General features: G+C 61.3%; 17 protein-coding genes. 10 read left to right on the top strand and 7 right to left on the bottom strand.

All coding sequences use genetic code 11. The annotated features are described in order from the left end of the window. Window positions 1–102: 102 nt before the first annotated feature. Entirely contained in the window at window positions 103–1,710 is a 1,608-nt protein-coding gene (locus tag QU606_RS23140; RefSeq protein WP_024076243.1) for a carboxyl transferase domain-containing protein, read from the bottom strand. 11 nt (window positions 1,711–1,721) lie between these two features. Next, window positions 1,722–2,885, bottom strand: coding sequence for an isovaleryl-CoA dehydrogenase (locus tag QU606_RS23135; RefSeq protein ID WP_024076242.1), 1,164 nt, complete (start codon window positions 2,883–2,885; stop codon window positions 1,722–1,724). Between the two features lie 150 nt (window positions 2,886–3,035). Between QU606_RS23135 and QU606_RS23130 the strand changes: the two genes are divergently transcribed. Beyond that, window positions 3,036–4,673, top strand: coding sequence for an AMP-binding protein (locus QU606_RS23130; protein ID WP_024076241.1), 1,638 nt, complete (start codon window positions 3,036–3,038; stop codon window positions 4,671–4,673). A 571-nt stretch (window positions 4,674–5,244) separates the two neighbouring features. Here the strand turns inward: QU606_RS23130 and QU606_RS23125 are convergent. The 3 genes from QU606_RS23125 to QU606_RS23115 form a co-directional block, all read right to left on the bottom strand. Next, a complete protein-coding gene (locus QU606_RS23125) occupies window positions 5,245–6,144 on the bottom strand; it encodes a hydroxymethylglutaryl-CoA lyase (protein ID WP_024076240.1) in 900 nt (299 codons plus the stop codon). A gap of 16 nt (window positions 6,145–6,160) precedes the next feature. Further along, the gene (locus tag QU606_RS23120; RefSeq protein WP_024076239.1) at window positions 6,161–6,556 is read right to left on the bottom strand and encodes a MerR family DNA-binding transcriptional regulator; all 396 of its coding nucleotides are present in this window, start codon (window positions 6,554–6,556) and stop codon (window positions 6,161–6,163) included. Between the two features lie 115 nt (window positions 6,557–6,671). Further along, a complete protein-coding gene (locus tag QU606_RS23115) occupies window positions 6,672–7,607 on the bottom strand; it encodes a LysR family transcriptional regulator (protein ID WP_024076238.1) in 936 nt (311 codons plus the stop codon). A gap of 151 nt (window positions 7,608–7,758) precedes the next feature. Between QU606_RS23115 and QU606_RS23110 the strand changes: the two genes are divergently transcribed. Then, a complete protein-coding gene (locus tag QU606_RS23110) occupies window positions 7,759–8,988 on the top strand; it encodes an acyl-CoA dehydrogenase (RefSeq protein ID WP_024076237.1) in 1,230 nt (409 codons plus the stop codon). A 123-nt stretch (window positions 8,989–9,111) separates the two neighbouring features. Here QU606_RS23110 and QU606_RS23105 read toward each other — a convergent pair whose 3' ends face one another. Then, complete coding sequence (locus tag QU606_RS23105; RefSeq protein WP_304997564.1) at window positions 9,112–10,446, bottom strand: phosphate ABC transporter substrate-binding/OmpA family protein; 1,335 nt, start codon at window positions 10,444–10,446, stop codon at window positions 9,112–9,114. Between the two features lie 211 nt (window positions 10,447–10,657). Then, complete coding sequence (xthA, locus tag QU606_RS23100) at window positions 10,658–11,470, bottom strand: exodeoxyribonuclease III (protein WP_024076235.1); 813 nt, start codon at window positions 11,468–11,470, stop codon at window positions 10,658–10,660. Between the two features lie 168 nt (window positions 11,471–11,638). Between xthA and QU606_RS23095 the strand changes: the two genes are divergently transcribed. The 8 genes from QU606_RS23095 to QU606_RS23060 all read left to right on the top strand — a co-directional run bounded on the left by QU606_RS23095 (window position 11,639) and on the right by QU606_RS23060 (window position 24,305). Then, the gene (locus QU606_RS23095; protein WP_304997563.1) at window positions 11,639–12,289 is read left to right on the top strand and encodes an N-acetyltransferase; all 651 of its coding nucleotides are present in this window, start codon (window positions 11,639–11,641) and stop codon (window positions 12,287–12,289) included. A 64-nt stretch (window positions 12,290–12,353) separates the two neighbouring features. Continuing rightward, window positions 12,354–14,081, top strand: coding sequence for an autotransporter assembly complex family protein (locus QU606_RS23090; RefSeq protein ID WP_304997562.1), 1,728 nt, complete (start codon window positions 12,354–12,356; stop codon window positions 14,079–14,081). After that, window positions 14,081–17,764 carry a translocation/assembly module TamB domain-containing protein gene (locus tag QU606_RS23085; RefSeq protein WP_304997561.1) on the top strand — a complete coding sequence of 1,228 codons (3,684 nt, stop codon included), beginning with the start codon at window positions 14,081–14,083 and terminating at the stop codon, window positions 17,762–17,764. The genes QU606_RS23090 and QU606_RS23085 overlap by 1 nt, the downstream gene beginning before the upstream one ends. 164 nt (window positions 17,765–17,928) lie before the next feature. Continuing rightward, window positions 17,929–18,966: an IS110 family transposase gene (locus QU606_RS23080; RefSeq protein WP_168233670.1), complete on the top strand. Its 1,038-nt coding sequence runs from the start codon at window positions 17,929–17,931 to the stop codon at window positions 18,964–18,966. Between the two features lie 670 nt (window positions 18,967–19,636). Continuing rightward, a complete protein-coding gene (locus QU606_RS23075) occupies window positions 19,637–20,110 on the top strand; it encodes a MarR family winged helix-turn-helix transcriptional regulator (RefSeq protein ID WP_024076231.1) in 474 nt (157 codons plus the stop codon). Next, window positions 20,107–21,558, top strand: a complete 1,452-nt coding sequence (locus QU606_RS23070; protein ID WP_024076230.1) for an efflux transporter outer membrane subunit — start codon at window positions 20,107–20,109, stop codon at window positions 21,556–21,558. The genes QU606_RS23075 and QU606_RS23070 overlap by 4 nt, the downstream gene beginning before the upstream one ends. A 15-nt stretch (window positions 21,559–21,573) precedes the next feature. Beyond that, window positions 21,574–22,776, top strand: a complete 1,203-nt coding sequence (locus QU606_RS23065; RefSeq protein ID WP_024076229.1) for an efflux RND transporter periplasmic adaptor subunit — start codon at window positions 21,574–21,576, stop codon at window positions 22,774–22,776. Continuing rightward, a complete protein-coding gene (locus tag QU606_RS23060; RefSeq protein WP_150056049.1) occupies window positions 22,776–24,305 on the top strand; it encodes a DHA2 family efflux MFS transporter permease subunit in 1,530 nt (509 codons plus the stop codon). The genes QU606_RS23065 and QU606_RS23060 overlap by 1 nt, the downstream gene beginning before the upstream one ends. The last annotated feature ends 44 nt before the right edge of the window (window positions 24,306–24,349 follow it).

Genomic DNA, 24,349 nt, shown 5'->3' with positions numbered 1-24,349 from the left:
TGTAGGAGCGAGCTTGCTCGCGAAAAACGTCCAGGCAACGCGTTCATCCAGAATGCTCGCGTTATCGTTAACGACCTTCGCGAGCAAGCTCGCTCCTACAGGTTACATGCGGAACACGCCGAAGCGGCTCGGCTCGATGGGGGCATTCAGCGCGGCAGACAGCGCCAGGGCCAGCACGTCGCGGGTCTGCATCGGGTCGATGACGCCGTCGTCCCACAAGCGCGCGCTGGAGTAGTAGGGATGGCCCTGGGTTTCATACTGGTCGAGGATCGGCTGCTTGATCGCCGCTTCTTCTTCGGCACTGAACGCAACCCCTGCACGTTCGGCCTGTTCACGCTTGACCTGCACCAGCACCCCTGCGGCCTGCTCGGCCCCCATCACACCGATGCGCGCGTTCGGCCACATCCATAAAAAGCGCGGGTCGTAGGCGCGGCCGCACATCCCATAGTTACCGGCACCAAAGCTGCCGCCGATGATCACCGTGAATTTCGGCACCTTGGCGCAGGCCACGGCGGTGACCAGCTTGGCGCCATGCTTGGCGATACCGCCGGCCTCGTATTTCTGGCCGACCATAAAGCCGGTGATGTTCTGCAAGAACAGCAGCGGAATCCCGCGCTGGCAGGCCAGCTCGATAAAGTGCGCGCCTTTTTGCGCGGCTTCTGCAAACAAAATCCCGTTATTGGCCAGGATCGCAATGGGATAGCCATGCAGGTGGGCAAAACCGCACACCAGGGTGGTGCCGAACAGGGCCTTGAATTCATCGAACACCGAGCCGTCCACCAGGCGTGCGATCACTTCGCGCACATCGAACGGTTGCTTGGCATCGGCCGGGATCACGCCATAGAGCTCCTCGCTGCTATACAACGGCGCTACCGGCGTGCGTTGCAGCAACTGGCCCTGCTTGTGCCAATTGAGGTGGGCGACGCTGCGGCGGGCCAGGGCCAGGGCGTGCTCGTCGCTGTCGGCATAGTGGTCGGCTACGCCAGAAATCTTGCAGTGCACATCGGCACCGCCGAGGTCTTCAGCGCTGACCACTTCACCGGTCGCCGCCTTCACCAGCGGCGGGCCGGCGAGGAAGATGGTGGCCTGCTGGCGCACCATGATCGCTTCGTCGGCCATCGCCGGCACGTAGGCGCCGCCGGCGGTGCACGAACCCATCACCACGGCGATCTGCGGGATGCCCTGGGCACTCATGTTCGCCTGGTTGAAGAAGATCCGCCCGAAGTGCTCACGGTCGGGGAACACTTCATCCTGGCGCGGCAGGTTGGCGCCACCGGAGTCCACCAGGTAGATGCACGGCAGGCGATTCTGCTCGGCGATGGTTTGGGCGCGCAGGTGTTTCTTCACGGTCAGCGGGTAGTAGGAGCCGCCCTTCACCGTGGCATCGTTGGCGACGATCATGCATTCGACCCCTTCGACCCGGCCAATCCCGGCAATCACGCCGGCGGCAGGCACGTCTTCGCCATACACCTGGTGGGCGGCCAGTTGGCTGAGTTCAAGGAACGGTGAGCCTGGGTCGAGCAAGCGGTTGATGCGCTCGCGTGGCAACAGTTTGCCGCGTGAAGTGTGGCGCTCCTGGGCCTTGGCGCCGCCACCCTGCTGCACGTGGGCGAGCAGGGTGTGCAGGGCGTCGACCTGTTGGCGCATCGCTGCGTCATTGGCGATGAACTCCGCCGAGCGAGGGTTGAGCTGGGTGTGCAAGGTGGCCATGACGTGCTCCTTCAGCGGGTTTCGTTGAAGAGTTCGCGACCGATCAGCATCCGCCGAATTTCACTGGTGCCGGCCCCGATTTCATACAGCTTGGCGTCACGCAGCAGGCGTCCGGCAGGGAATTCGTTGATATAGCCGTTGCCGCCGAGGATCTGGATGGCATCGAGGGCCATCTGCGTCGCGCGTTCGGCGCTGTAGAGGATCACCCCGGCCGCATCCTTGCGCGTGGTTTCGCCACGCTCGCAGGCTTGCGCCACCGCGTAGAGGTAGGCGCGGCTGGCATTGAGTTGGGTGTACATGTCGGCGACCTTGCCCTGGATCAGCTGGAATTCGCCGATGCTCTGGCCGAACTGCTTGCGGTCGTGGATGTAGGGCACGATCAGGTCCATGCACGCCTGCATGATCCCGGTCGGGCCACCGGAGAGCACCACGCGTTCGTAGTCCAGGCCGCTCATCAGCACTTTCACACCGCCGTTGAGGGCACCGAGGATATTGTCTTCGGGGACTTCCACATCATCGAAAAACAGCTCGCAGGTGTTGGAGCCGCGCATGCCCAGTTTGTCGAACTTGTTGCTGCGGCTGAAGCCTTTCCAGTCACGCTCGACGATGAAGGCGGTGATGCCGTGGGGGCCCTTTTCCAGGTCGGTCTTGGCGTAGATCACATAGGTGTTGGCGTCAGGGCCGTTGGTGATCCAGGTCTTGCTGCCGTTGAGCACGTAGCGGTCGCCACGCTTGTCGGCGCGCAGCTTCATCGAGACCACATCGGAGCCGGCATTCGGCTCGCTCATGGCCAGGGCGCCCACATGTTCGCCGCTGATCAGTTGAGGCAGGTACTTGAGCTTCTGCTCATGGTTGCCGTTGCGGTTGATCTGATTGACGCAGAGGTTGGAGTGGGCGCCGTAGGACAGCGCCACCGACGCCGAACCGCGGCTGATTTCTTCCATGGCCACCACGTGGGCCAGGTAACCCAGGCCGGCACCGCCGTACGCTTCCGGCACCGTGATGCCCAGCAGGCCCATGTCGCCAAACTTGCGCCACAGGTCGGCGGGAAACAGGTTGTCGATGTCGATCTGTGCCGCGCGAGGGGCGATCTCCTTGGCCACGAAGGACTGCACCTGGTCGCGCAACATGTCGATGGTTTCACCGAGGGCGAAGTTCAGGGAGGGATAACTCATGGACGGGCACCTTAAGTTGAGCTTTGTTGTTATGTGGGTGGGGCGCCGGGGGAGGGCGATCACCTTTACGTTAACGTAAGCTTGCGTTGCGGTGCTGTCAATCGTAGTTTACGTTTACGTCAACCTACAAAAAAGACAACAGGGGTCGTTATGGATCAACCGAATCCGAGCTACAGCCGTGGCTCCCAGGACAAGACGCTGCTGGCCATGACCATCGGTCAGGCCTTCGATCGCACCGTTGCGCAGCATCCCGATGGCGAAGCCCTGGTGGTGCGCCACCAACAGCGCCGCTACACCTGGCGGCAACTGGCCGAGACCGTTGACCTGCACGCCCGCGCGTTCCTGGCCCTGGGCATGCAAACCGGCGACCGCCTGGGCATCTGGGCGCCCAATTGCGCCGAATGGTGTATCAGCCAAATCGCCAGCGCCAAGCTCGGGGTGATCCTGGTCAATATCAACCCGGCCTATCGCAGCAGTGAGTTGGAATACGTGCTCAAGCAATCCGGTTGCCAGTGGCTGGTGTGCGCCGGGTCATTCAAGACGTCCGATTACCATGCCATGGTGCAGGCGCTGAAGCCCGACCTGCGTGGCGTCATCAGCCTTGACCCCAGCCCGCCCCCGGGTTTCCTGCCCTGGTCGCAGTTGGCGGCACTCGGGGCGGGAGTCGCGCCGGAACAGGTGCGCAGCCGTCAAGCCAGCCTGAGCTTTGATCAAGCCGTCAATATCCAGTACACCTCCGGCACTACCGGCTTCCCCAAGGGAGCCACCCTCAGTCACCACAACATCCTCAACAACGGCTACATGGTCGGCGAAAGCCTGGGCCTCACCGCGCAGGATCGCCTGGTGATCCCGGTGCCGCTGTACCACTGCTTTGGCATGGTGATGGGCAACCTGGGCTGTATCACCCATGGCACCACCATGATCTACCCCAATGACGGCTTCGATCCGCTGCTGACGCTCACCGCCGTCGCCGAAGAGCGCGCCACCGGCCTGTACGGCGTGCCCACCATGTTTATCGCCATGCTCGATCATCCGCGCCGGGGCGAGTTGGAGCTGTCGTCCCTGCGTACCGGCATCATGGCCGGCGCCACGTGCCCCATTGAAGTGATGCGCCGGGTCATCGGCGAATTGCATATGGGCGAGGTGCAGATTGCCTACGGCATGACCGAAACCAGCCCGGTGTCGTTGCAGACCGGCGCCGATGATGACCTGGAGCGTCGGGTCACCACGGTGGGGCGTACCCAGCCACACCTCGAACACAAGATCATCGACATCGACGGTAACACCGTGGCGCGCGGCGAGACGGGCGAGCTGTGTACCCGTGGCTACAGCGTGATGCTCGGCTACTGGAACAACCCGGAAGGTACCCGCGAGGCCATCGACGACGCGGGCTGGATGCACACCGGCGACCTGGCGACCATGGACGCGCACGGCTACGTATGCATCGCCGGGCGCAACAAAGACATGATCATTCGCGGTGGCGAGAACGTGTACCCGCGGGAGCTGGAAGAGTTTTTCTTTACCCATCCGGCGGTGGCCGACGTGCAGGTTATTGGTGTTCCGGATGAGCGTTATGGCGAAGAGATTGTGGCCTGGGTCAAGTTTCACCCTGGGCACGTGGTCAGCGCGCTGGAGTTGCACACCTGGTGCAAGGGGCGCATCGCGCACTTCAAGACGCCCAAGCATTTCAAGTTCGTGGACGAATTTCCGATGACCGTCACGGGCAAGGTCCAGAAATTCCGCATGCGCGAGATCAGTATCGAGGAGTTGGCGTCGCGCAACGACTGAGGGAAAGCGCCTCTGCCTGAGGCCAGGAGGCGTGCACACAGCACAAAGGGGACCCTAGGGTCCCCTTTAATTTGTCGTTGCCTGCTCTTTTTTTATTATTGAGGGGCGGTCTGTTGTTGTTTTTGGTAACCGTGACCCTTTACCGCTGTTTTTGGCGACCCCCATCCGGGGTCAAGAGCAAACGTATTTTTTTGAGCGCTGATCTGCTTCTTCGCAAGCGATCCAACCAGTGGCAGCTACCTGAGGTAGTTTTATTTTTCTCTATCCGGTTGCGGGTTTCGGCATGCCGTACCCTGCGAAGCACATCTTCTCCAAAAAAATCTGTTAGCTGCGTCTCTGCCGTGTTGTTTTTGTTATGTCAGAGTCGTTACGTCTTATTTTTATTAGGTTTGGCGCTTTTTATTCTTGTTATGCCATAGAGATAGCAGAACCCGTGCCAACTTTATAAAGTCTTTTAGAATCAATGAGTTAATTTTTGTGTGCGATTTGGCCTACGGCGAATGCCACAAAATATGTTCCCGTGTTACTCGATGTGTAGCGGTGCGGTAACACATCGTCACGGATCGGTTACTCACTGTGTGCTACGCACCTTGGCCACACGCGAACCGGTGGGGCGGCCCAGCACTGTGCAGATCTGTTGGCCGGCCCGGATCAGTTGCTCCAGGTCGATGCCCGTGTGGATCCCCAGCCCATCGAGCAGGTACACCACGTCCTCGGTGGCGACGTTACCGCTGGCGCCCTTGGCGTAGGGGCAGCCGCCGAGGCCCGCGATAGAGCTGTCGAACACATTGATCCCTTCCAACAGGCTGGCGTAGACATTGGCGATCGCCTGCCCATACGTGTCGTGGAAGTGCCCCGCCAATTTGTCCCGCGGTACCTGCGCACCCACCACCTCGAACAGCCGCCGCGTGGCGCCGGCCGTGCCGGTGCCGATGGTGTCGCCCAGGGACACTTCATAGCAGCCCATGGCATACAGCTCACGAGCCACTGCCGCCACTTGCTCCGGGGCGACCGCGCCTTCGTACGGGCAACCCAGCACACAGGACACATAGCCACGCACACTGATGCCGTGCTGCTTGGCCGCCGCCATGATCGGCGCAAAACGCTCCAGGCTTTCGCTGATGGAACAGTTGATATTGCGCTGGGAAAACGCCTCGGAGGCTGCCGCAAACACTGCGACTTCCTTCACGCCGGCCGCCAGCGCGTCTTCAAACCCGCGCAGGTTCGGTGCCAACGCGCCATAGGTGACACCGGGCTTGCGCTGGATCTGCGCAAACACCTCAGCGGAACCGGCCATCTGTGGCACCCATTTGGGCGAGACGAAACTGCCCACCTCGATATAGCCCAGGCCGGCGGCACTCAGGGCATCCACCAACTGCACCTTGTCGGCCACGCTGATGGGTTGGGCTTCGTTCTGCAAACCGTCGCGCGGGCCGACTTCGACCAGGCGCACGTGGGAGGGGAGGGACATGGCAACTACCTTCTGTTCAATGGCCAGCCTGGCCTTGGATGGTCTCGGCCAGGGCCTGGGTGCAGCGCTCTTCGGCGGTGTCCAGTTCCAGCTTCATTTGTTCGATATCCAGCAACTGTTGCTCCAACTGTTCACGGCGTTCGGCGATCTTCGCCAGCATGCTGTTGAGCTGGATATGGTTGCCGCTGGCGGGGTCGTAGAGTTCGATCAATTCACGGCACTCGGCCAGGGAAAAACCGATGCGCTTGCCACGCAGGATCAGCTTCAGGCTGACCTTGTCCCGCGCCGAGTAGATGCGTTCCTGGCCTCGGCGTTCCGGGGCCAGCAGGCCTTGTTCTTCATAGAAGCGAATGGCGCGGGTGGTGATGTCGAGCTCGCGGGCGAGGTCGGAGATGCTGTAGGTCGTGCTCATGGGGGCGCTCAAGAAGGTCTTGGCGTTAAGCTAATGGCAGGTTGACGTGAACGTCAAGGGCCGCTGCGCAGCCCATCGGGGGCAAGCCCCCTCCCACAGGGGAGGCTTTTCACCCTCAGGCCTGCTGTTTATCCAGCTTCTTTTCGTGAGCCGTGACTTGCTGGCACAACTCGATCATTTGCTCACGCATCCAGCGGTTGGCCGGGTCCTGGTCGGTGCTTTCGTGCCAGTACAGGTGGGTTTCCACCGGCGGCACGTCATTGACCGGCAGGTTGAACCAGTGCAGGTCATGACGGCGGGCGAAGCGTTCGGGCACGGTCATCACCATGTCGGTCTGCTGCAACACTTGGGAGGCCATCAGGTAATGCTGGGAGCGCAGGGCAATCTTGCGCTGGATGCCCATCTTGCCCAGGGCCAGGTCGACATGGCCCAGGCCATTGCGGCGGCTGGAGATATGGATATGGGTCAGCGACAGGTAGTCATCCAAGGTGAATTTGTCCTTGCCCGCCATGGGATGGCCCTTGCGCATGGCACAGACGTAGCGGTCTTCCATCAGCTTGACGTGGCGCACCTGCGGGTCGGTGTTGAGCGGCGCGTCCACGGCAAAATCCAGGCGCCCGGCGGCCAGTTCCTTGGTGGTTTCGCGGCGCTTGGACAGGAAACTCTCGATCACCACCGTCGGTGCCAGGCGGCGCAGACGCTGGAACAGCAACGGCAGGATCACCGCCTCGGTGAGGTCGGTCATGCTGATGCGATAGGTCTTGGCCGCCTGCTGAGGGTTGAAAATCCGGCTTTCCTGCACCGACACCCGCAGCAACGACAACGCATTGCGCACCGGACCGATGATGTTCTGCGCCATCGGCGTGGGCACCATGCCTTGGGCGGTGCGCACGAACAGCGGGTCGTTGAAGGTCTCGCGCAAGCGGGCCAGAGCGTTGGATACCGCTGGTTGGGTAATGCCGACAATCTGCCCGGCGCGGGTCAGGTTGGCTTCGGTGTAGATCGCGTCAAAGACGATGAAGAGGTTGAGGTCGACCTTGCTCAGATTCATTTCGTTGCGCTCTTATTGTTAGGTGGCCATACGTCGATCATATATCGGTGATGAATGTTAATACACGCCGAGAATAGGCTAGGTAAATTATCAACGCTGTTCTAGCATCGAATGCATGACCTAAACAACCTCTCCAAGAAGGGAGCTGCTCATGGATTTCGCCTATTCGCCCAAGGTTCAGGAACTGCGTGAACGCGTTACAGCGTTCATGGACGCTTACGTTTACCCGGCCGAGCCGGTGTTCGAACGCCAAGTCAGCGAAGGCGACCGCTGGCAGCCCACCGCGATCATGGAAGAGCTGAAGGCGAAAGCCAAAGCTGAGGGCCTGTGGAACCTGTTCCTGCCTGAATCCGAGCTGGGCGCCGGCCTGACCAACCTTGAATACGCGCCACTGGCCGAGATCATGGGCCGCTCGCTGCTGGGCCCGGAGCCGTTCAACTGCTCGGCCCCCGACACCGGCAACATGGAAGTGCTGGTGCGCTACGCCAACGAAGAGCAGAAACAACGCTGGCTCCAACCGCTGCTGCGCGGCGAGATCCGCTCGGCCTTCGCCATGACCGAGCCCGATGTGGCGTCCTCGGATGCCACCAACATGGCTGCCCGCGCCGAACGCCAGGGCGACGAGTGGGTGATCAACGGCAAGAAGTGGTGGACCTCCGGCGCCTGCGACCCGCGCTGCAAGATCCTGATCTTCATGGGCCTGAGCAATCCTGATGCACCGCGTCACCAGCAACACTCGATGATCCTGGTGCCGGTGGACGCCCCGGGGGTGAAAATTGTGCGCCCGCTGCCGGTGTTCGGTTACGACGACGCGCCCCATGGCCACGCCGAAGTGCTGTTCGACAATGTGCGCGTGCCGTATGAAAACGTGCTGCTCGGCGAAGGCCGTGGCTTTGAAATCGCCCAGGGTCGCCTTGGCCCGGGCCGCATCCACCACTGCATGCGCTCCATCGGCATGGCCGAGCGCGCACTGGAATTGATGTGCAAGCGCGCCGTCAGCCGCACCGCATTCGGCAAGCCATTGGCACGCCTGGGCGGCAATATCGACAAGATCGCCGACTCGCGCATGGAAATTGACATGGCGCGCCTGCTGACCTTGAAAGCGGCGTACATGATGGACACCGTGGGCAACAAAGTGGCGAAAAGCGAAATCGCCCAGATCAAGGTCGTGGCGCCGAATGTGGCGTTGAAAGTGATCGACCGCGCGATCCAGATTCATGGTGGCGCCGGGGTTTCCAACGACTTTCCGCTGGCCTACATGTACGCCATGCAACGTACCCTGCGCCTGGCCGACGGCCCGGACGAAGTGCACCGCGCGGCGATCGGCAAGTTCGAGATCGGCAAGTATGTGCCACGGGAGATGATGCGCAGCGGGCAGTAACACCGCGTCGCTTGCAATCGGGGGCAAGCCCCCTCCCACACTTTGAATGTATGCCCAAATCAAAATGTGGGAGGGGGCTTGCCCCCGATGAGGCCGGATCAGGCCCTGAAGATCCCACAGCCCTCAGTACACCCAAACCTCCACCCGCCGATTCTTGATCCGCCCTTCATCCGCGGTATTCGCCGCCACCGGCATTTGCGCGCCGAACCCGCGAATATCCCTCAGCACCACGCCGCTCTTGACCAATTCACGGCGCACCGCCATCGCCCGCAATTTCGACAGCAGCGCCGCGCGCTGCGGGTCACTCTTGGCATCGCCAAACCCTACCAGCGTCACCTGCTTGTCGAGCTTGTCGTGGCTTTTGATATAGGCCACCACGCGTTGCAGATCTTGACGCGCCTTGTTATCCAGGCTGGCGCTGCCTTCCTCGAAACGAAAATTCACCGTCAGGCGCTGGGCGTCGCGGGCGATCGCCTGATAGTCCTCGGGCATCGACGCGCGCGGCTCTACCCCAATCGCCTGCACCTGCTGTGCGATAAATCCGTTGGCCGCGACAATCGCCTGGCCTTTGCTGCTCTGGGTAAAGTCCACCAGCGCCTTGGCCCATGGATTACGTGTGGACGGTGGCAGGTAAAAGAACAGTCGTCGGGAGAGAGGGTAATCCTCCGTGGCGATCAGGCTGTTCAAGGGCAACATGGGTTGCGAGTCACCATCGACAATCGCCACCGCCTTGGCCTGACGCACATAGGGCAGGCCGATAAAGCCGATGCCATGGGGGTCACGGCTCACCGCGTCGGACAGTTGCTCGCTGGACTCGAAACGCTTGGCGGACGCCGCCAGGGGTTTGCCGCGCCGGCTCAGCACCAGTTCCTTGAAGGTGTCATAGGTACCGGACTGGTCATCGCGCGCGTACAGATTGATCGTCCCGCCGACACCGCCCAGGGCCTCCCAGGTACTGATTTCGCCATTGAAGATCTGCGCCAGTTGCTCGGTGTTCAAGGTGTCCAGCGGGTTGCGCGGATTGAGGATGATCGCCAGGCCGTCGATGGCGATGACCTGCTCGGCCTCAGGGCTTTTCAGGTCACCCAGGGGTTCGAGCTCCACCAGTTCACTGTCCTTGATCGGGCGGGATGAAGCTGCCAGGTCGGCGCTGGATTTTTTCAGCGCGACAAACCCGGTGCTGGAGCCATGGGCCGCGACCTCTATGGTCACGACCTTGCCCTGGCGCGTCTTGCCGACGCCCCGTTGTTCATTGGCGCCTTCGGCGGGTTCGCTGTGTACGCCTTGCAGCCCCTGCTGCTCCATCAAACCCTTGACCAGCGCCGGCCCCAGCGCTGCGCCAATAGTGTTCGAGCCCTGGATGCGCAGGGCAGGGCCTTGGTCGGGAACGGGTAGAGGGGCAGCAACAGCCGAGAGGGAAAACGCGCTACACAACAGGAACAGAACGCGCAGCATCATGCCGGCACCTTCTCAAGCCAAAGGGAGTGCCGCGAGATTAAGTCAGTCAGGTTGCATAAATATGACTGGCATGCCGCCAATCAAACGGTGGGAGGGGCGGTGCGACGATTCGACAAGCCCGCTCGCCACAGGGGTTCAAGTTTGTCGTGCGACCGCGCTAAATCGGAGATTCAGCGGGACCTCCCCCATTTGACCGAGTCCGGCCAGGGAATCAGCTCAGTTCCAACCAGATCGGCGCATGGTCAGACGGCTTCTCCAGGCCACGCAGATCGTAATCCACACCGGCATCCTTGACGCGCGGCAGCAAGCCATTGGAGGCCATGATCACGTCAATCCGTAGCCCACGCTTTGGCTCATCCTCGAACCCACGGCTGCGGTAGTCGAACCAGCTGAAACGGTCGGTCACATCGGGGTTGAGGTGACGGAAGCTGTCCACCAGGCCCCAGTTCTTCAGGCGGGCCATCCACTCGCGCTCTTCCGGCAGGAAGCTGCACTTGCCGGTTTTCAGCCAGCGCTTGGCGTTGTCGGCGCCGATGCCGATATCGCAGTCTTCCGGGGAAATATTCACGTCGCCCATCACCACCAGTGCCTGGTCATTGCTGAACTGGCTTTCCAGCAGCTGTTGCAGGTCTTCGTAGAAGCGCTGCTTGGCCGGGAACTTGGTTGGGTGGTCGCGGCTTTCGCCCTGAGGGAAGTAGCCGTTCATGATGGTCACCGGATGGCCATTTTCATCGGCGAAGGTGCCCCAGATAAAGCGGCGCTGGGCATCTTCTTCATCGCTGGCAAAGCCTTTGTGCACGCTCAAGGCTTCTTTGCGCGACAGCAGGGCCACGCCGTAGTGGCCTTTCTGGCCGTGGTAATACACGTGATAGCCCAGTGCCTGTACTTCGGCCAAGGGGAACTGGTCGTCATGCACCTTGGTTTCCTGCAGGCCAATCACGTCGGGTTGATGCTTTTCAATCAGCGCCGCCAGCTGATGGGGGCGAGCCCGCAGCCCGTTGATATTGAAGGAGACGATTTTCATGGTCGGCAGTCCAGTCTGGCAAAAGGGCGATGCTAGCGGACAAGTCGGACGGGGGCCAGCGTGGCGGTAGGACAGATGCACTGCTAATGTCTGGGAACGACTGGTGCCGCGTAAGTTCGTACTCATAAGAACGCCATCTTTTGAATGGCGCCCAGGGAGACTCACCGTATGCCTGACTCTTTAACCACCCTTGCCGAAGTTCGCTTGCTCAACAGCGACTATTCCCCCGAGGCCCGCTCCCTGCTGTATCAGGCTTATCGCCATGAGCCGACCTTTTCCTACATCTTCGAAGCCGAGCGCCCAGGCTATGAACAGCGGGTGCGCGCCACCGTGCGCGAACTGGTCAAGCAGCATTTCTTTCAGAAACTTCCCGCCATTGGCCTGTTCGTCAATGACCGGCTGATCGGCATCGCCTTGATCGCGCCGCCGCAACGGCGCCTGGGGATCACCGAAAGCTGGGCCTGGCAACTGCGCATGTGGCTGAGCACGGGTGTGCGTGGCACGCGGCGCTACCTTGATTACCATCATGCGGTGCTGGCATGCCTGCCCGCCGAATCGGTGCATGTGTTGCCGCTGCTGGGTATTCACCCACAGTTCCAGGGCAAGCATTACGGCGAACAGTTGCTGACGGCGGTGCACAACTGGTGTGCCGAGGACCCGCATTCGTCCGGTGTGGTGGTGGACACGGGGAATCCACGCTATCTGGATTTCTACCAGCGTCAGGGCTATGAGGAAATCGGCGAGGTTGCTGTAGGACCTGTCTTGGAACATGTGTTTTTTCACCCCAATCCCCAGGCGTTACAGGCTTCAACGGCTTAACGCAGAATTTTTCAGAATCATCTGTGTTCTAAGTTGCTCCCGAGGTCGTGTAGCATCCGCGCCTATGAAGTTTCCAGGAAGATTTACCAGCGGCTTGGTTCTGCTGTTCACAAGCTGCGGCGCGTTCGCGCAAAGCGAATTGGACGTACGGATCAAGCCAACGAACGATGCGCTGAAGGCCAATATCGAAGGTTATATCGGCGGGGTGGGCGATCGTGATGAAGAGGCCTTGCAACGGTTCAGCCGTGGCGCCGAGGAACAGGCGCGCAAAGCCGCCCAGGCGCTGGGGTTCTATCAGCCACGGATCGCAAGCGATGTGAAGGGCGGCAAGACTCCGCGCCTGATCCTCACCATCGACCCCGGCGAACCGGTGCATTTGCGCAACGTGACCATTCGGGTCGACGGCGAGGCCGCGAACCTCAAGGCGTTCCGCGTACCCGTCAGCGACGACCTAAAATCCGGCGCCGTGCTCAACCACGGCCACTACGAAGACGCCAAGCGTCTGATCCAGAACCAGGCCTCGCGCTACGGTTTTTTCAGCGGGCGCTTCACGCGCCAGACACTCTCGGTGGACCCCCAGGCGGGCGTCGCCGATATCGAACTGATCTATGACAGCGGCCCACGCTACACCTTGGGCAAGGTCAGCTTTGTCGGTGACACGCCGTTTGATGAAGAGCTGCTGCAACGCATGGTGCCGTTTAAAAATGGCACGCCCTACGACTCCGAACTGATCGCCGAACTCAACCAGGCCCTGCAATCCAGCGGCTTTTTTGAAGGCGTGCGCGTGGACGCCGCCCCGGCGGCCTCGGCCAATGATGTGATCCCGGTCGCCGTGCGACTGGAAACCCGCAAGCCGCGCACCATGGGCCTTGGCCTGGGGTATTCCACCGACGTCGGTCCACGGGGCAAAGCCAACTGGACCCGCCACTGGGTCAACCCCCAGGGCCATAGCTACGGCTGGGAAGCCGAACTGTCGGCGCCGCGCCAGAACGTCGGGCTGTGGTACGACATTCCGCTCGACCCGCCGCTCACCGACAAACTGCGGTTTGCCGGCGGCTACCAGAATGAAGAACTGGCCAACACCGACACCCTGAGCAAGCTGCTCACCCTTGGCCCTGAATGGCACAGCAAGTTGCCCAGCGGCTGGACCCGGGTGATCTCCCTCAAATGGCAACGCGAAGAATATCGCCTGGGCGATGACTCGGGCCTGAGCAACCTGGTGATGCCGGGGATCAGCTATTCCTACCTGCGCAGCGATAACCGCATCGACCCGCACCATGGCTACCGCCTGATGTTCGATGCCAAGGTCGCCAAGGAAGGGCTCGGTTCCGATACCAACCTGCTTTACGGCACGGCCACGGTCAAGGGCCTGACCACCCTGTGGGACAATCATCGCTTCCTGGCACGGGCGCAGTTCGGTGGCAGCGCCACCAATGGCTACAAGTCGGTGCCGCCGTCGTTGCGCTTCTTCGCCGGTGGCGACCAGAGCGTGCGCGGCTATGAGTACCAGACCCTGTCCCCGGAAAACGACCAGGGCGACCGCATCGGTGGTCGCTACATGGTGGCCCTGAGCGCCGAGTACCAATATTCCATCGCCGAGAAATGGCGAATCGCGACCTTCGTCGACCAGGGCAACGCCTTCAACACCCTGGAAATCCCCAGCCTGAAAACCGGCGTCGGCGTCGGCGTACGGTGGGTCTCGCCGGTAGGACCGATCCGCCTGGACCTGGCCCATGCCTTGGAAGAACCGGGTGGGTTTCGTGTGCACTTTTCCATGGGGCCTGAGTTGTGATGCGAGGTTTGAAAATAGCGGGGCTGGCCATCGTTGCCTTTCTCGCCTTGATAGGGCTGGCGCTGTGGACGGTGCTCGGGACCCAGGCGGGCAGCCGTTGGGCCTTGGGCCACGTGCCGGGGCTGAGCGTGGAGAATTTCCAGGGGCGCCTGGGCGGCCAGTGGAGCGCCGATCATCTGCTGTGGCAGCAAGACAGCAGCCGTGTCGAACTCGACGCACCGAAGTTTGATTGGTCGCCTGCCTGCCTGCTGCGCCTGACCTTGTGCATCGATCGATTGGAGGTGGATCAAGCCAGCCTGCAATTCCCGCCCAGTACCGAGCAGAGCAGTGGCCCGATCACGCTGCCGGACCTGACGTTGCCCGTCGCCATCCAGTTGGGCGAGGTTCGCGTCGGCCGGCTGCTGTTTAACGGCAGCGAACAACTCAAGGGCCTGCAACTGGCGGCGAATTGGACCGTCGCCGGTATGCAGATCGATACGGTGCACCTGCAACGGGACGACCTGGTGCTGGACCTGTCCGGCCTGCTGCAACCCACGGGCGACTGGCCGTTGACTGCCAGCGGCAACCTGAGCCTGCCTTATGCGCCAGGCGGTGCGCCGTGGAAGGTTGCGCTCAGACTCGACGGCGACCTGCTCAAGACCCTCAAGCTCGATGCCGACAGCAGTGGCTACCTGCCCGCCAAACTCAGTGGCGAACTGCAACCGCTGGTGGAGAACCTGCCAGCGCAGTTGCACATCACCGCCGATGGCTTCAAACCCAGTGCGGACTTGCCCGATACCCTGCAACTCAATCAACTCGACCTCACCGCCAAGGGCGACTTGAGCAGTGGTTACCAACTGCTGGGCAAAGCCATCCTGCCGGCGGAAAAAGGCCCGGTGGATGTATTGCTGCAAGGCACGGTCGACGCCAAGGGCGCGCAGATTTCCGGCCTGGATTTGACCGCCGGTGAGCAACAAAGCCTGAAACTCACGGCACAGCTGGACTGGCAAGAAGGTTTGAGTGCCGAGGCGAAAATCGCTTGGCTGGATTTTCCCTGGCATCGCCTGTATCCGCTGATCGACGAGCCTCAGGTCGCGTTACGTACCTTTAACGGTGAAATCTCTTATAAGGACGGCAACTATCTCGGCAACTTCAAGGCTGATCTCGACGGCCCGGCGGGCCGGTTCAATGTGGTCACGCCCTTCAGCGGCGATCTCAAGCAAGTGTTCCTGCCCGAGTTGAAACTGACCGCCGGCCAAGGCAAGGCCGAAGGCCACCTGAACCTGCAATTCGCCGACGGTATTGCCTGGGACACCGCACTGGACCTTTCGGCCCTGAACCCGGCGTACTGGGTCGGCGAATTGCCTGGCACCCTGGCGGGTCCGCTGCGCAGCAAAGGCGAATTCAAGAACGAGCAACTCAAGCTCAACGCCGACCTTGACCTCAAGGGCCGCCTGCGTGGCCAACCCGCCGTGCTGGCGGCCAAGGCCGAAGGCACAGGCGAGCAATGGACCTTGGCCAACCTGGATATCCGCTTGGGCGACAACCGCATCAACGGCAGCGGCAGCCTGCAACAACGCCTGGCCGGGCAGATCGATATCAGGCTGAGTCGCCTGGCCCAGCTGTGGCCGCAGCTACGTGGGCAGGTCAATGGCCGAATCGATGTGGCCGGTAGCCTCAAGGCGCCACAAGGCAAACTCGACCTCAAGGGCCAGCAATTGGCCTATGTCGATAATCGTCTGCAAAGCCTCACCCTCGACGCCACCCTCGATAGCGCCCAGCGCGCAAAGATCGACCTCAAGGGCAGTGGCATTCAAAGTGGCGACACCCAGGTCGGTACCCTGACCGCCAGCGCCCAAGGCGATATCCGGCGCCAGAGCGTCCAACTCGACCTGGCGGGACCGCTGCTCAAGCTGGCCCTGGCCCTCGACGGCAACCTCGACAACAGCAACTGGCGTGGGCGCCTCGCGAGCGGCGAGGTGCAGGCCGGTGGCCAGGACTGGAAGCTGCAGGCCCCGGCGAAAATCGAACGCCTGGCCGACGGCAAACTGACCTTCGCGGCCCACTGCTGGGTGTCCGGTGCAGCCAGCCTGTGCGGTGAAGACCAGCGCCTGATGCCCGAGCCGAAGCTGCGCTACCACCTCAAGCAATTCCCCATCGACAGCCTGGCGGCCTTTTTGCCGAAAGATTTCGCCTGGCAAGGCAAGCTCAACGCCGACGTTCAGCTCGACCTGCCCGGCAGTGGCCCCAAGGGCGTGGTCTCGGTGGATGCCAGCGGCGGCACCTTGCGTGTCAAGGATAAGGACCAGTGGCTGGATTTTCCCTACGACACCTTGAAGCTGGAAACCACCCTCAACCCCAAGCGTATCGACACCCAGCTCAACTTCCAGGGCGGAAAGCTCGGCGAGTTGCTGTTGCAGGCGCAGATCAACCCGTTGCCGAAAAACAAACCGATCACCGGCAATTTCAGCCTCACGGGCCTCGACCTCGCGGTGGCGCGCCCGTTTGTGCCGATGGTGGAAAAACTCACCGGCAAGCTCAACGGCAGCGGGCGGATCTCCGGTGGACTGTTGGCGCCGCAGGTCAACGGCAACGTGAATCTGGTGGGCGGTGAAGTGTCCGGGCCTGAGCTGCCCGTCAGCCTCGAGGGCTTGAATGTGCAGGCGTTGATTGCCGGCGAAAGCGTGCAACTCAACGGCGCCTGGCGCAGCGGCAAGGCCGGGCAGGGCAGCCTGAAGGGGCAGATCGACTGGGGTCAGGCGCTGGCGGTGGACCTCAGCCTGCAGGGCTCGCAACTGCCGGTCACCGTAGAGCCCTACGCCGCGTTGGAAGTGGCGCCTGACCTGAAGATCAGCTTGAAGAACGACAAGCTGGCGATTGCCGGCAAGGTGCATATCCCTCGTGGCGATATCACCGTGCGCGAACTGCCGCCTTCGACGGTCAAGGTCTCCGATGACACGGTGATCGTTGGCCGCCAGACCGAGGAGGGCAAGCCGCCGATGGCGATGGCCATGGACATCGATGTCGTGGTGGGTGAAGAGCAGCTCAACTTCTCGGGCTTCGGCCTGACCGCCAAGGTTCAGGGGCATGTGCATATCGGCGACAACCTCGACACCCGGGGCGAACTGTGGCTCAACGATGGTCGCTATCGCGCCTATGGGCAACGGCTCACGGTGCGCCGCGCGCGCCTGTTGTTCGCCGGGCCCCTGGATCAACCGTTCCTCGATATTGAAGCGGTACGGGTCACCACCGAGCCGTCCAGGACCGTAACCGCCGGTATTCGCTTGAGTGGCAGTGCCGAACAGCCGACCACGCAGATCTTCTCCGAGCCGGCAATGGCCCAGGAGGACGCCCTGTCCTACCTGGTGCTGGGACGTTCGCGTACCACCACCGGCGAAGACAACAATATGCTTGCGCAAGCAGCGTTGGGCCTGGGCCTGATGGGCAGTGCCGGGGTGACCTCGGATATTGCCAATAAACTTGGCATCCAGGATTTCGACCTCGACACCCAGGGCAGCGGCAACAACACTGCCGTGGTCGCCAGCGGCAAGATCACCGAGAAACTCAGCCTGCGCTATGGCGTGGGGGTGTTCGAACCGGCCAACACCATCGCCTTGCGCTACCTGTTGAGCAAGAAGGTGTACCTGGAAGTGGCCAGCGGCGTCGCCAGTTCCCTGGATATCTTCTACAAGCGCGATTTCTGAGTCCTGCTCGGTCAAAAAAGGTAGGGGCGGCGACTCAGCGGGGGCAAGCGGACTTGTTGTGGCGAGCGGGCTTGTTGTGGTAATGGGATGGACGCCCCCTTCCTAACGGCATCTATGTGCCAAAGTTAAAGTGTTACCCACACTTAACGGAAGGGAGCGTCCTCATGAAGCTTACGACTGTTTCGGTTGACTTGGCAAAAGCCCTGTTTCAACTTCACGCGATCGACGAACAAGGAAAAACGGCGCTAAGGAAGCAGCTTAAACGTGAACAAGTTGTACCGTTTTTTGCCACGTTAGAGCCGTGCCTGGTGGGCATGGAGGCATGTGGCGGAGCCCACTACTGGGCAAGAAAACTGCAGGCACTTGGTCATACGGTCAAGTTAATGGCACCGAAATTTGTGAAGCCCTATGTGAAGTCGAACAAAAGCGATGTAGCTGACGCAGAAGCAATCTGTGAAGCCGTTACTCGGCCCAACATGCGCTTTGTGCCGATCAAGACGGTAGAGCAACAAGCTATTCTGGCCGTGCATCGCGCACGGCAGGGATTCGTAAAGGCCAGAACGGCACAAGCTAATTCGATTCGTGGACTTCTTGGAGAGTTTGGCGTGGTCTTGCCGCAGGGCATTCGGCATATTACCGAGCGTTTGCCGGGCATTTTGGAAGATCGTGACAACGCTCTTCCTCGATCTTTGCGCCAACTGATGCAGCGTTTGAGTGAGCATTTCAAAGAGCTGGATCGACAGGTCGTCGAGTTGGAACGGGAGATTCAACAATGGCATCGCAGCAATGAAGACAGTTGCCGCCTGGCAGAAATACCAGGAGTCGGCCCGCTCACTGCAACCGCGCTAGTGGCGTCAGTGGGTGATGCGAAGAATTTCACTAATGGTCGGCAAATGGCAGCATGGCTGGGGTTGGTGCCACGACAACATTCCAGCGGAGGAAAGCCCACGTTGTTGGGGATCAGTAAACGGGGCGATGGTTATTTACGCACTTTGCTGGTTCACGGCGCTCGGTCGGTGGTTCGAGTGGTGGAGAGTAAAACAGATCCTTCGGCGGATTGGCTGAAGGGGTTATTGGCTCGTCGGCACACCAACGTTGCAGTTGTTGCTCAGGCTAATAAAACTGTCCGGATAGCCTGGGCACTATTGGCCCATGGCAGCAAGTTCCGAGCCGACTACACCCCTGATGTAACAGGGGCGTAGCCGGCTCGGTGGAATCAAAAAGTGGTGCGTTAGAGGGAGTATTTCCAAGGTTGCTCAGGCGATCATGACGTGATGGCAAGACAGGTAGGACCGGGATCGGGTAACTCTGCTCCGCTCACAGCGCTTCGAGCGCGTTGTGGTGATAAGAGCCCGATCAGCGAATTCCATCAGGGACAGAGGCATAGCCTCACTTAAAGTCCGGATGTATGGCTGCAACCTTATCCCGTCTGTGTTTTCACGAATTGAGCGCTTGGCATACTGGGGGCGTCCATGTATGAGCGGGCTTGCCCCGCGTTGGGCTGCGCAGCAGCCCCAAAACCAGGCTCCGCGGTGTGTCAGTAAAAAACACATCGCCTGTAATGGGGCCGCTTCGCGCCCCAACGCGGGGCAAGCCCGCTCGCCACAGTAAGCCCGCTTGCCACAGTTACAGTGTTCGCCTTTAACTGACTGGCATTAAGACAAGCCCGCTCTCCACAGGGATTCCACTTTGCTGTGCGACAGCGCCAAATCGGAGATTGGGTGGGACCACCCAACCCACAGGTTTGACCGCATTTCCCCCCGACCGCCGGCCAATTACCAAGCAAGCTAATTATTTAATTTGACATTCGCTGCCTAAGCAGTAACATCTCGTCATACATTAACTGCCTAGGCAGTAATAAGGTGGCTTTCGATGAAACACTTCACCCCTGACAACTTCCACAACTGCCACCTCGGCCTGTTGCTGGGTCGTGCCGCCATCCTCAAGGACCGCATCATCGACGCCCACATGGAACCCCACGGCATAACCGCCGCGCAGTTCAAGGTGTTGATCATCATGGCCCAGTTCGGTGTCGACACCCCGGCGGAGCTGTGTCGCAACCTGTCCCTGGACAGCGGTTCGATGACCCGCATGCTTGATCGCCTGGAGCAAAAGGGCCTGCTGGACCGCAAGCGTTCCGAACTGGACCGCCGTCAGGTGCAGTTGGTGCTCACCGCCGACGGTCAGCGCTTGGCGGACATGCTCCCGCACATCGGCGCCGACGCGTTGAACCAGTTGGCTGGCGCCTTGGAGCCCGGCGAGCTGGAAACCCTGGAAAAGATCCTCAAGAAAATTCTGATAGCTGCTGGTGATCCCATCACCCTTCAGCGGGTAGGTAAAGAATGAACACACGTGCCCTTTGCCTGGTGCTGATGGCCATGAGCATGGCCGGTTGCGCCAACTTCAGTGGCCTCGACACCCAGGGTCAACGCCTCGATGCCAACACCCTGCAAACCGGCAAGTCCCTCAGTGGCGTGAGCCTGTCGGCCGCCGCCTGGCCCAGCGCCGACTGGTGGAAAAGCCTCGGTGACCCGCAACTCGACAGCCTGATCCAGGAAGCCCTGCAAAACAGCCCGGATATGCAAGTCGCCAGCGCGCGTGCCCACCAGGCCGAAGCAGCGGCGTATGCGGCCAACGCTGCACGTATGCCGACCCTGGACGCCAGCGCCGGCGTCAGCCGTTCACGCCTGGCCAAGGATCAGGACCCGCTGGGTCAGGGCGATGCCTACGCCACCGTGCGCAACATCGGTGCCAGCTTCAATTACAACTTCGACTTATGGGGTGGCCAACGCGCCGCCTGGGAAGCCGCGTTGGGTGAAGCGCGTGCCGCCCAGGTCGACCAGCAGGCCGCGCGCCTGACCCTGGCGGCCAACGTGGCCAAAGCCTACAGCGACCTGGGCCAGGCCCATATCGTGCGTGACCTGGCCAATGACGACCTCAAGCGCACCCGGCAGATGCTCGACCTGGGCAAGCGTCGGCTGAATTCGGGTATCGACAGCCAGTACCAGTACCAGCAGACCGAAAGCCTGGAAGCCAGCTCCCAATCACAACTGATCGATGCCGAAAAGCAACTGCAGAGCGCCAAGATCGCCCTGGCCGTGTTGCTCGGCAAAGGCCCGGACCGTGGCAACGAATTGGTACGCCCCAACGTGCTGAAACCCAGTGCCGTCGCGGTGCCTTCGGTGCTGCCTGCCGAACTGCTCGGCCGGCGCCCGGACCTGATCGCCGCACGCTGGCGGGTCGAGGCCGCGAGCAAGAACGTCGCCGCCAGCAAGACGCGCTTCTACCCCAACCTCAACCTGAGCGCGAGCGCCGGGGCTGAGTCGTTGCTGGGGGATGCGATGTTTGGTTCGGCCAGCCGTTTCTTCAGCATTGCGCCGACGATTTCGCTGCCGATCTTCGACGGTGGCCGCCTGCGCGCCGACCTCGATGCCCGCGATGCCGACTACGACCTGGCGGTGGCCCAGTACAACAAAACCTTGGTGCAAGCCCTCGGCGATATCGGCAATACCCTTTCACAACTGCGCGACACCGGCCGGCAGATCCAGGCCCAGCAACATGCCGCGGACATTGCCCAGCAGTCCTACGACACCGGGTTGCAACGGTACAGCTCCGGCATCGGCAATTACCTGGATGTACTGAGCATCGAGCAGCAATTGCTGCAGGCCCAGCGTCAGCTGGCGACCTTGAATGCCGCACAAATCGATCTGTCGATTCAACTGATGCAAGCCCTGGGTGGCGGCTACAACGCCGCAAACGTGGCGTCGACCACCCCAGCTACACGCACGGAATAATTTGAGGTATTTGTCATGGCCACTGCCGAAAACAGCAATGCAACGCAACAACCCAAAGACGACAGCAACCCCCGCAAACGCAAAGTGATGCTGATCGGCCTGGCGCTGATCGTGATCCTCGGGAGCGTCGGTGTGTGGGGCTGGTATGAGCTCTACGGTCGCTTCAACGAGAGCACCGACGACGCCTACGTGAATGGCAACGTGGTGGAAATCACCCCGCTGGTCACCGGTACCGTGGTCAGCATCGGTGCCGACGATGGCGACCTGGTCCATGAAGGCCAGGTGCTGGTCAATTTCGACCCGAACGACGCAGCGGTCGGCCTGCAAAGTGCCCAGGCCAACCTGGCGCGCACCGTGCGTCAGGTGCGTGGCTTGTACAGCAATGTCGATGGCATGAAAGCCCAGGTGAACGCCCAGAAAGCCGATGTGCAAACCGCCCAGGACAACTACAACCGACGCAAGACCCTGGCCCAGGGCGGGGCGATCTCCCAGGAGGAGCTGTCCCACGCCCGTGACAGCCTGACCGCGGCCAAGAACGCCCTGACCAACCTTGAGCAACAACTCAAAACCAGCAACGCCCTGGTGGATGACACCGTGATCTCGTCCCACCCGGACGTGCAAGCCGCCGCCGCACAACTGCGCCAAGCCTACCTGGCCAATGCGCGCAGCACCTTGATCGCCCCTGTCACCGGCTACGTGGCCAAGCGCACCGTGCAACTGGGCCAGCGTGTCCAGCCGGGCACGGCGTTGATGGCGGTAATCCCGCTCAACCAGCTGTGGATCGACGCCAACTTCAAGGAAACCCAGTTGCGCAACATGCGTATCGGCCAGCCGGTGGACATCGAGGCGGATATCTACGGCAGCGACGTGAAGTTCAGCGGTACGGTCGACAGCCTCGGCGCGGGCACCGGCAGCGCGTTTGCCCTGCTGCCGGCACAGAACGCCACCGGTAACTGGATCAAGATCGTGCAACGGGTGCCGGTGCGCATCCATGTCAATGCCGACGAACTGGCCAAGCACCCGCTGCGCGTGGGCTTGAGCACCGTGGTCAATGTCGACCTGCATGACCAGAGCGGCCCGGTACTGGCGCAACAGGCCCCGCAAAAGGCCTCGTTCACCACGGATGTGTATGAACGCCAATTGGCCGAGGCCGACGCCATGATCACCCAATTGATCCATGACAACAGCGTCGCTGCTCCCAAGGCTGCGCAACGCTGATGAGCAATAACGCCTCCTTCTCACCGCCGAGCCTGTTGATGGCCACCATTGGCCTGTCGCTGGCGACCTTTATGCAGGTGCTCGACACCACGATCGCCAACGTGGCGTTGCCGACGATTTCCGGCAACCTCGGCGTGAGTTCGGAGCAGGGCACCTGGGTGATCACCTCATTTGCGGTGAGCAATGCCATCGCCTTGCCGCTGACCGGCTGGTTGAGCCGGCGCTTTGGTGAGGTGAAGCTGTTCCTGTGGGCCACCCTCCTGTTCGTGCTGGCCTCGTTTCTGTGCGGTATCTCCACCTCGATGCCCGAGCTGATTGGCTTTCGGGTGCTGCAAGGCCTGGTGGCGGGGCCGTTGTACCCGATGACCCAGACCCTGTTGATCGCCGTCTACCCCCCCGCGAGGCGCGGCATGGCCTTGGCGTTATTGGCGATGGTCACCGTGGTGGCGCCGATTGCCGGCCCCATTCTGGGTGGCTGGATCACCGATAGCTACAGCTGGCCGTGGATCTTCTTTATCAACGTGCCCATCGGCATCTTTGCGGTGATGGTGGTGCGTTCGCAATTGAAGGCACGCCCGGTGGTCACCAGTTACCAGCCGATGGATTACGTCGGATTGCTGAGCTTGATCGTCGGTGTCGGCGCCTTGCAGATCATCCTCGACAAGGGCAACGACCTGGACTGGTTCGAATCCAACTTCATCATCATCGGCGCGGTGATCTCGGCGATTGCCCTGGCGGTGTTCATCATTTGGGAACTGACTGACCAGCACCCGGTGGTCAACCTGCGGCTGTTTGCCTACCGGAACTTCCGCATCGGTACCATTGTGTTGATCCTGGGCTATGCGGGGTTCTTCGGCATCAACCTGATCCTGCCGCAGTGGTTGCAAACCCAGATGGGCTACACCGCGACGTGGGCGGGCCTGGCGGTGGCGCCGATCGGCATCCTGCCGGTGCTGATGTCGCCGTTTGTCGGCAAGTACGCGCACAAGTTCGACCTGCGCCTGCTGGCCGGCCTGGCGTTCCTGGCGATTGGCTTGAGTTGCTTCATGCGGGCAGGCTTCACCAATGAGGTGGACTTCACCCACATCGCCCTGGTGCAGCTGTTCATGGGCATCGGCGTGGCACTGTTCTTCATGCCGACCTTGAGCATCTTGATGTCCGACCTGCCACCGCAGCAGATTGCCGATGGTGCGGGCCTGGCGACCTTCCTGCGTACCCTCGGGGGGAGCTTCGCGGCGTCGCTGACCACGTGGATCTGGATTCGCCGGGCGGACCAGCACCACGCGTACATGAGCGAAAACATGACGACCTACGACTCGGCGACCCGTGATGCGTTGAACGCACTCGGCGGGGCAGGGCAGAAGGCTTATGCGCAATTGGACCAGATCCTCACCAGCCAGGCATACATGATGTCCACCGTGGATTACTTCACGCTGCTGGGATGGATGTTCATGGGGTTGATGCTGCTGGTGTGGCTGGCCAAGCCGCCGTTTACCGCGAAGGCGGGGCCGGCTGCTTCCGGTCACTGATTCCGAAAACGTACAGGGATCTAAATGTGGGAGGGGGCTTGCCC

Source organism: Pseudomonas sp. OVF7, assembly GCF_030644265.1.
GTDB lineage: Bacteria > Pseudomonadota > Gammaproteobacteria > Pseudomonadales > Pseudomonadaceae > Aquipseudomonas > Aquipseudomonas gorinensis.
The sequence above is the reverse complement of the archived record's forward strand: the minus strand, read 5'-3'. Positions and strand labels throughout refer to the sequence as shown.

Bases quoted from the DNA above. Each gene is read 5' to 3' on its own strand.
- QU606_RS23130 (WP_024076241.1), top strand. From the start codon at position 3,036: ATGGATCAACCGAATCCGAGCTACAGCCGTGGCTCCCAGGACAAGACG.
- QU606_RS23120 (WP_024076239.1), bottom strand. From the start codon at position 6,556: ATGAGCACGACCTACAGCATCTCCGACCTCGCCCGCGAGCTCGACATC.
- QU606_RS23110 (WP_024076237.1), top strand. From the start codon at position 7,759: ATGGATTTCGCCTATTCGCCCAAGGTTCAGGAACTGCGTGAACGCGTT.
- QU606_RS23060 (WP_150056049.1), top strand. From the start codon at position 22,776: ATGAGCAATAACGCCTCCTTCTCACCGCCGAGCCTGTTGATGGCCACC.
- QU606_RS23140 (WP_024076243.1), bottom strand. From the start codon at position 1,710: ATGGCCACCTTGCACACCCAGCTCAACCCTCGCTCGGCGGAGTTCATC.
- QU606_RS23065 (WP_024076229.1), top strand. From the start codon at position 21,574: ATGGCCACTGCCGAAAACAGCAATGCAACGCAACAACCCAAAGACGAC.
- QU606_RS23070 (WP_024076230.1), top strand. From the start codon at position 20,107: ATGAACACACGTGCCCTTTGCCTGGTGCTGATGGCCATGAGCATGGCC.
- QU606_RS23085 (WP_304997561.1), top strand. From the start codon at position 14,081: ATGCGAGGTTTGAAAATAGCGGGGCTGGCCATCGTTGCCTTTCTCGCC.
- QU606_RS23115 (WP_024076238.1), bottom strand. From the start codon at position 7,607: ATGAATCTGAGCAAGGTCGACCTCAACCTCTTCATCGTCTTTGACGCG.
- QU606_RS23095 (WP_304997563.1), top strand. From the start codon at position 11,639: ATGCCTGACTCTTTAACCACCCTTGCCGAAGTTCGCTTGCTCAACAGC.
- QU606_RS23105 (WP_304997564.1), bottom strand. From the start codon at position 10,446: ATGATGCTGCGCGTTCTGTTCCTGTTGTGTAGCGCGTTTTCCCTCTCG.
- QU606_RS23125 (WP_024076240.1), bottom strand. From the start codon at position 6,144: ATGTCCCTCCCCTCCCACGTGCGCCTGGTCGAAGTCGGCCCGCGCGAC.
- QU606_RS23090 (WP_304997562.1), top strand. From the start codon at position 12,354: ATGAAGTTTCCAGGAAGATTTACCAGCGGCTTGGTTCTGCTGTTCACA.
- QU606_RS23075 (WP_024076231.1), top strand. From the start codon at position 19,637: ATGAAACACTTCACCCCTGACAACTTCCACAACTGCCACCTCGGCCTG.
- xthA (WP_024076235.1), bottom strand. From the start codon at position 11,470: ATGAAAATCGTCTCCTTCAATATCAACGGGCTGCGGGCTCGCCCCCAT.
- QU606_RS23135 (WP_024076242.1), bottom strand. From the start codon at position 2,885: ATGAGTTATCCCTCCCTGAACTTCGCCCTCGGTGAAACCATCGACATG.
- QU606_RS23080 (WP_168233670.1), top strand. From the start codon at position 17,929: ATGAAGCTTACGACTGTTTCGGTTGACTTGGCAAAAGCCCTGTTTCAA.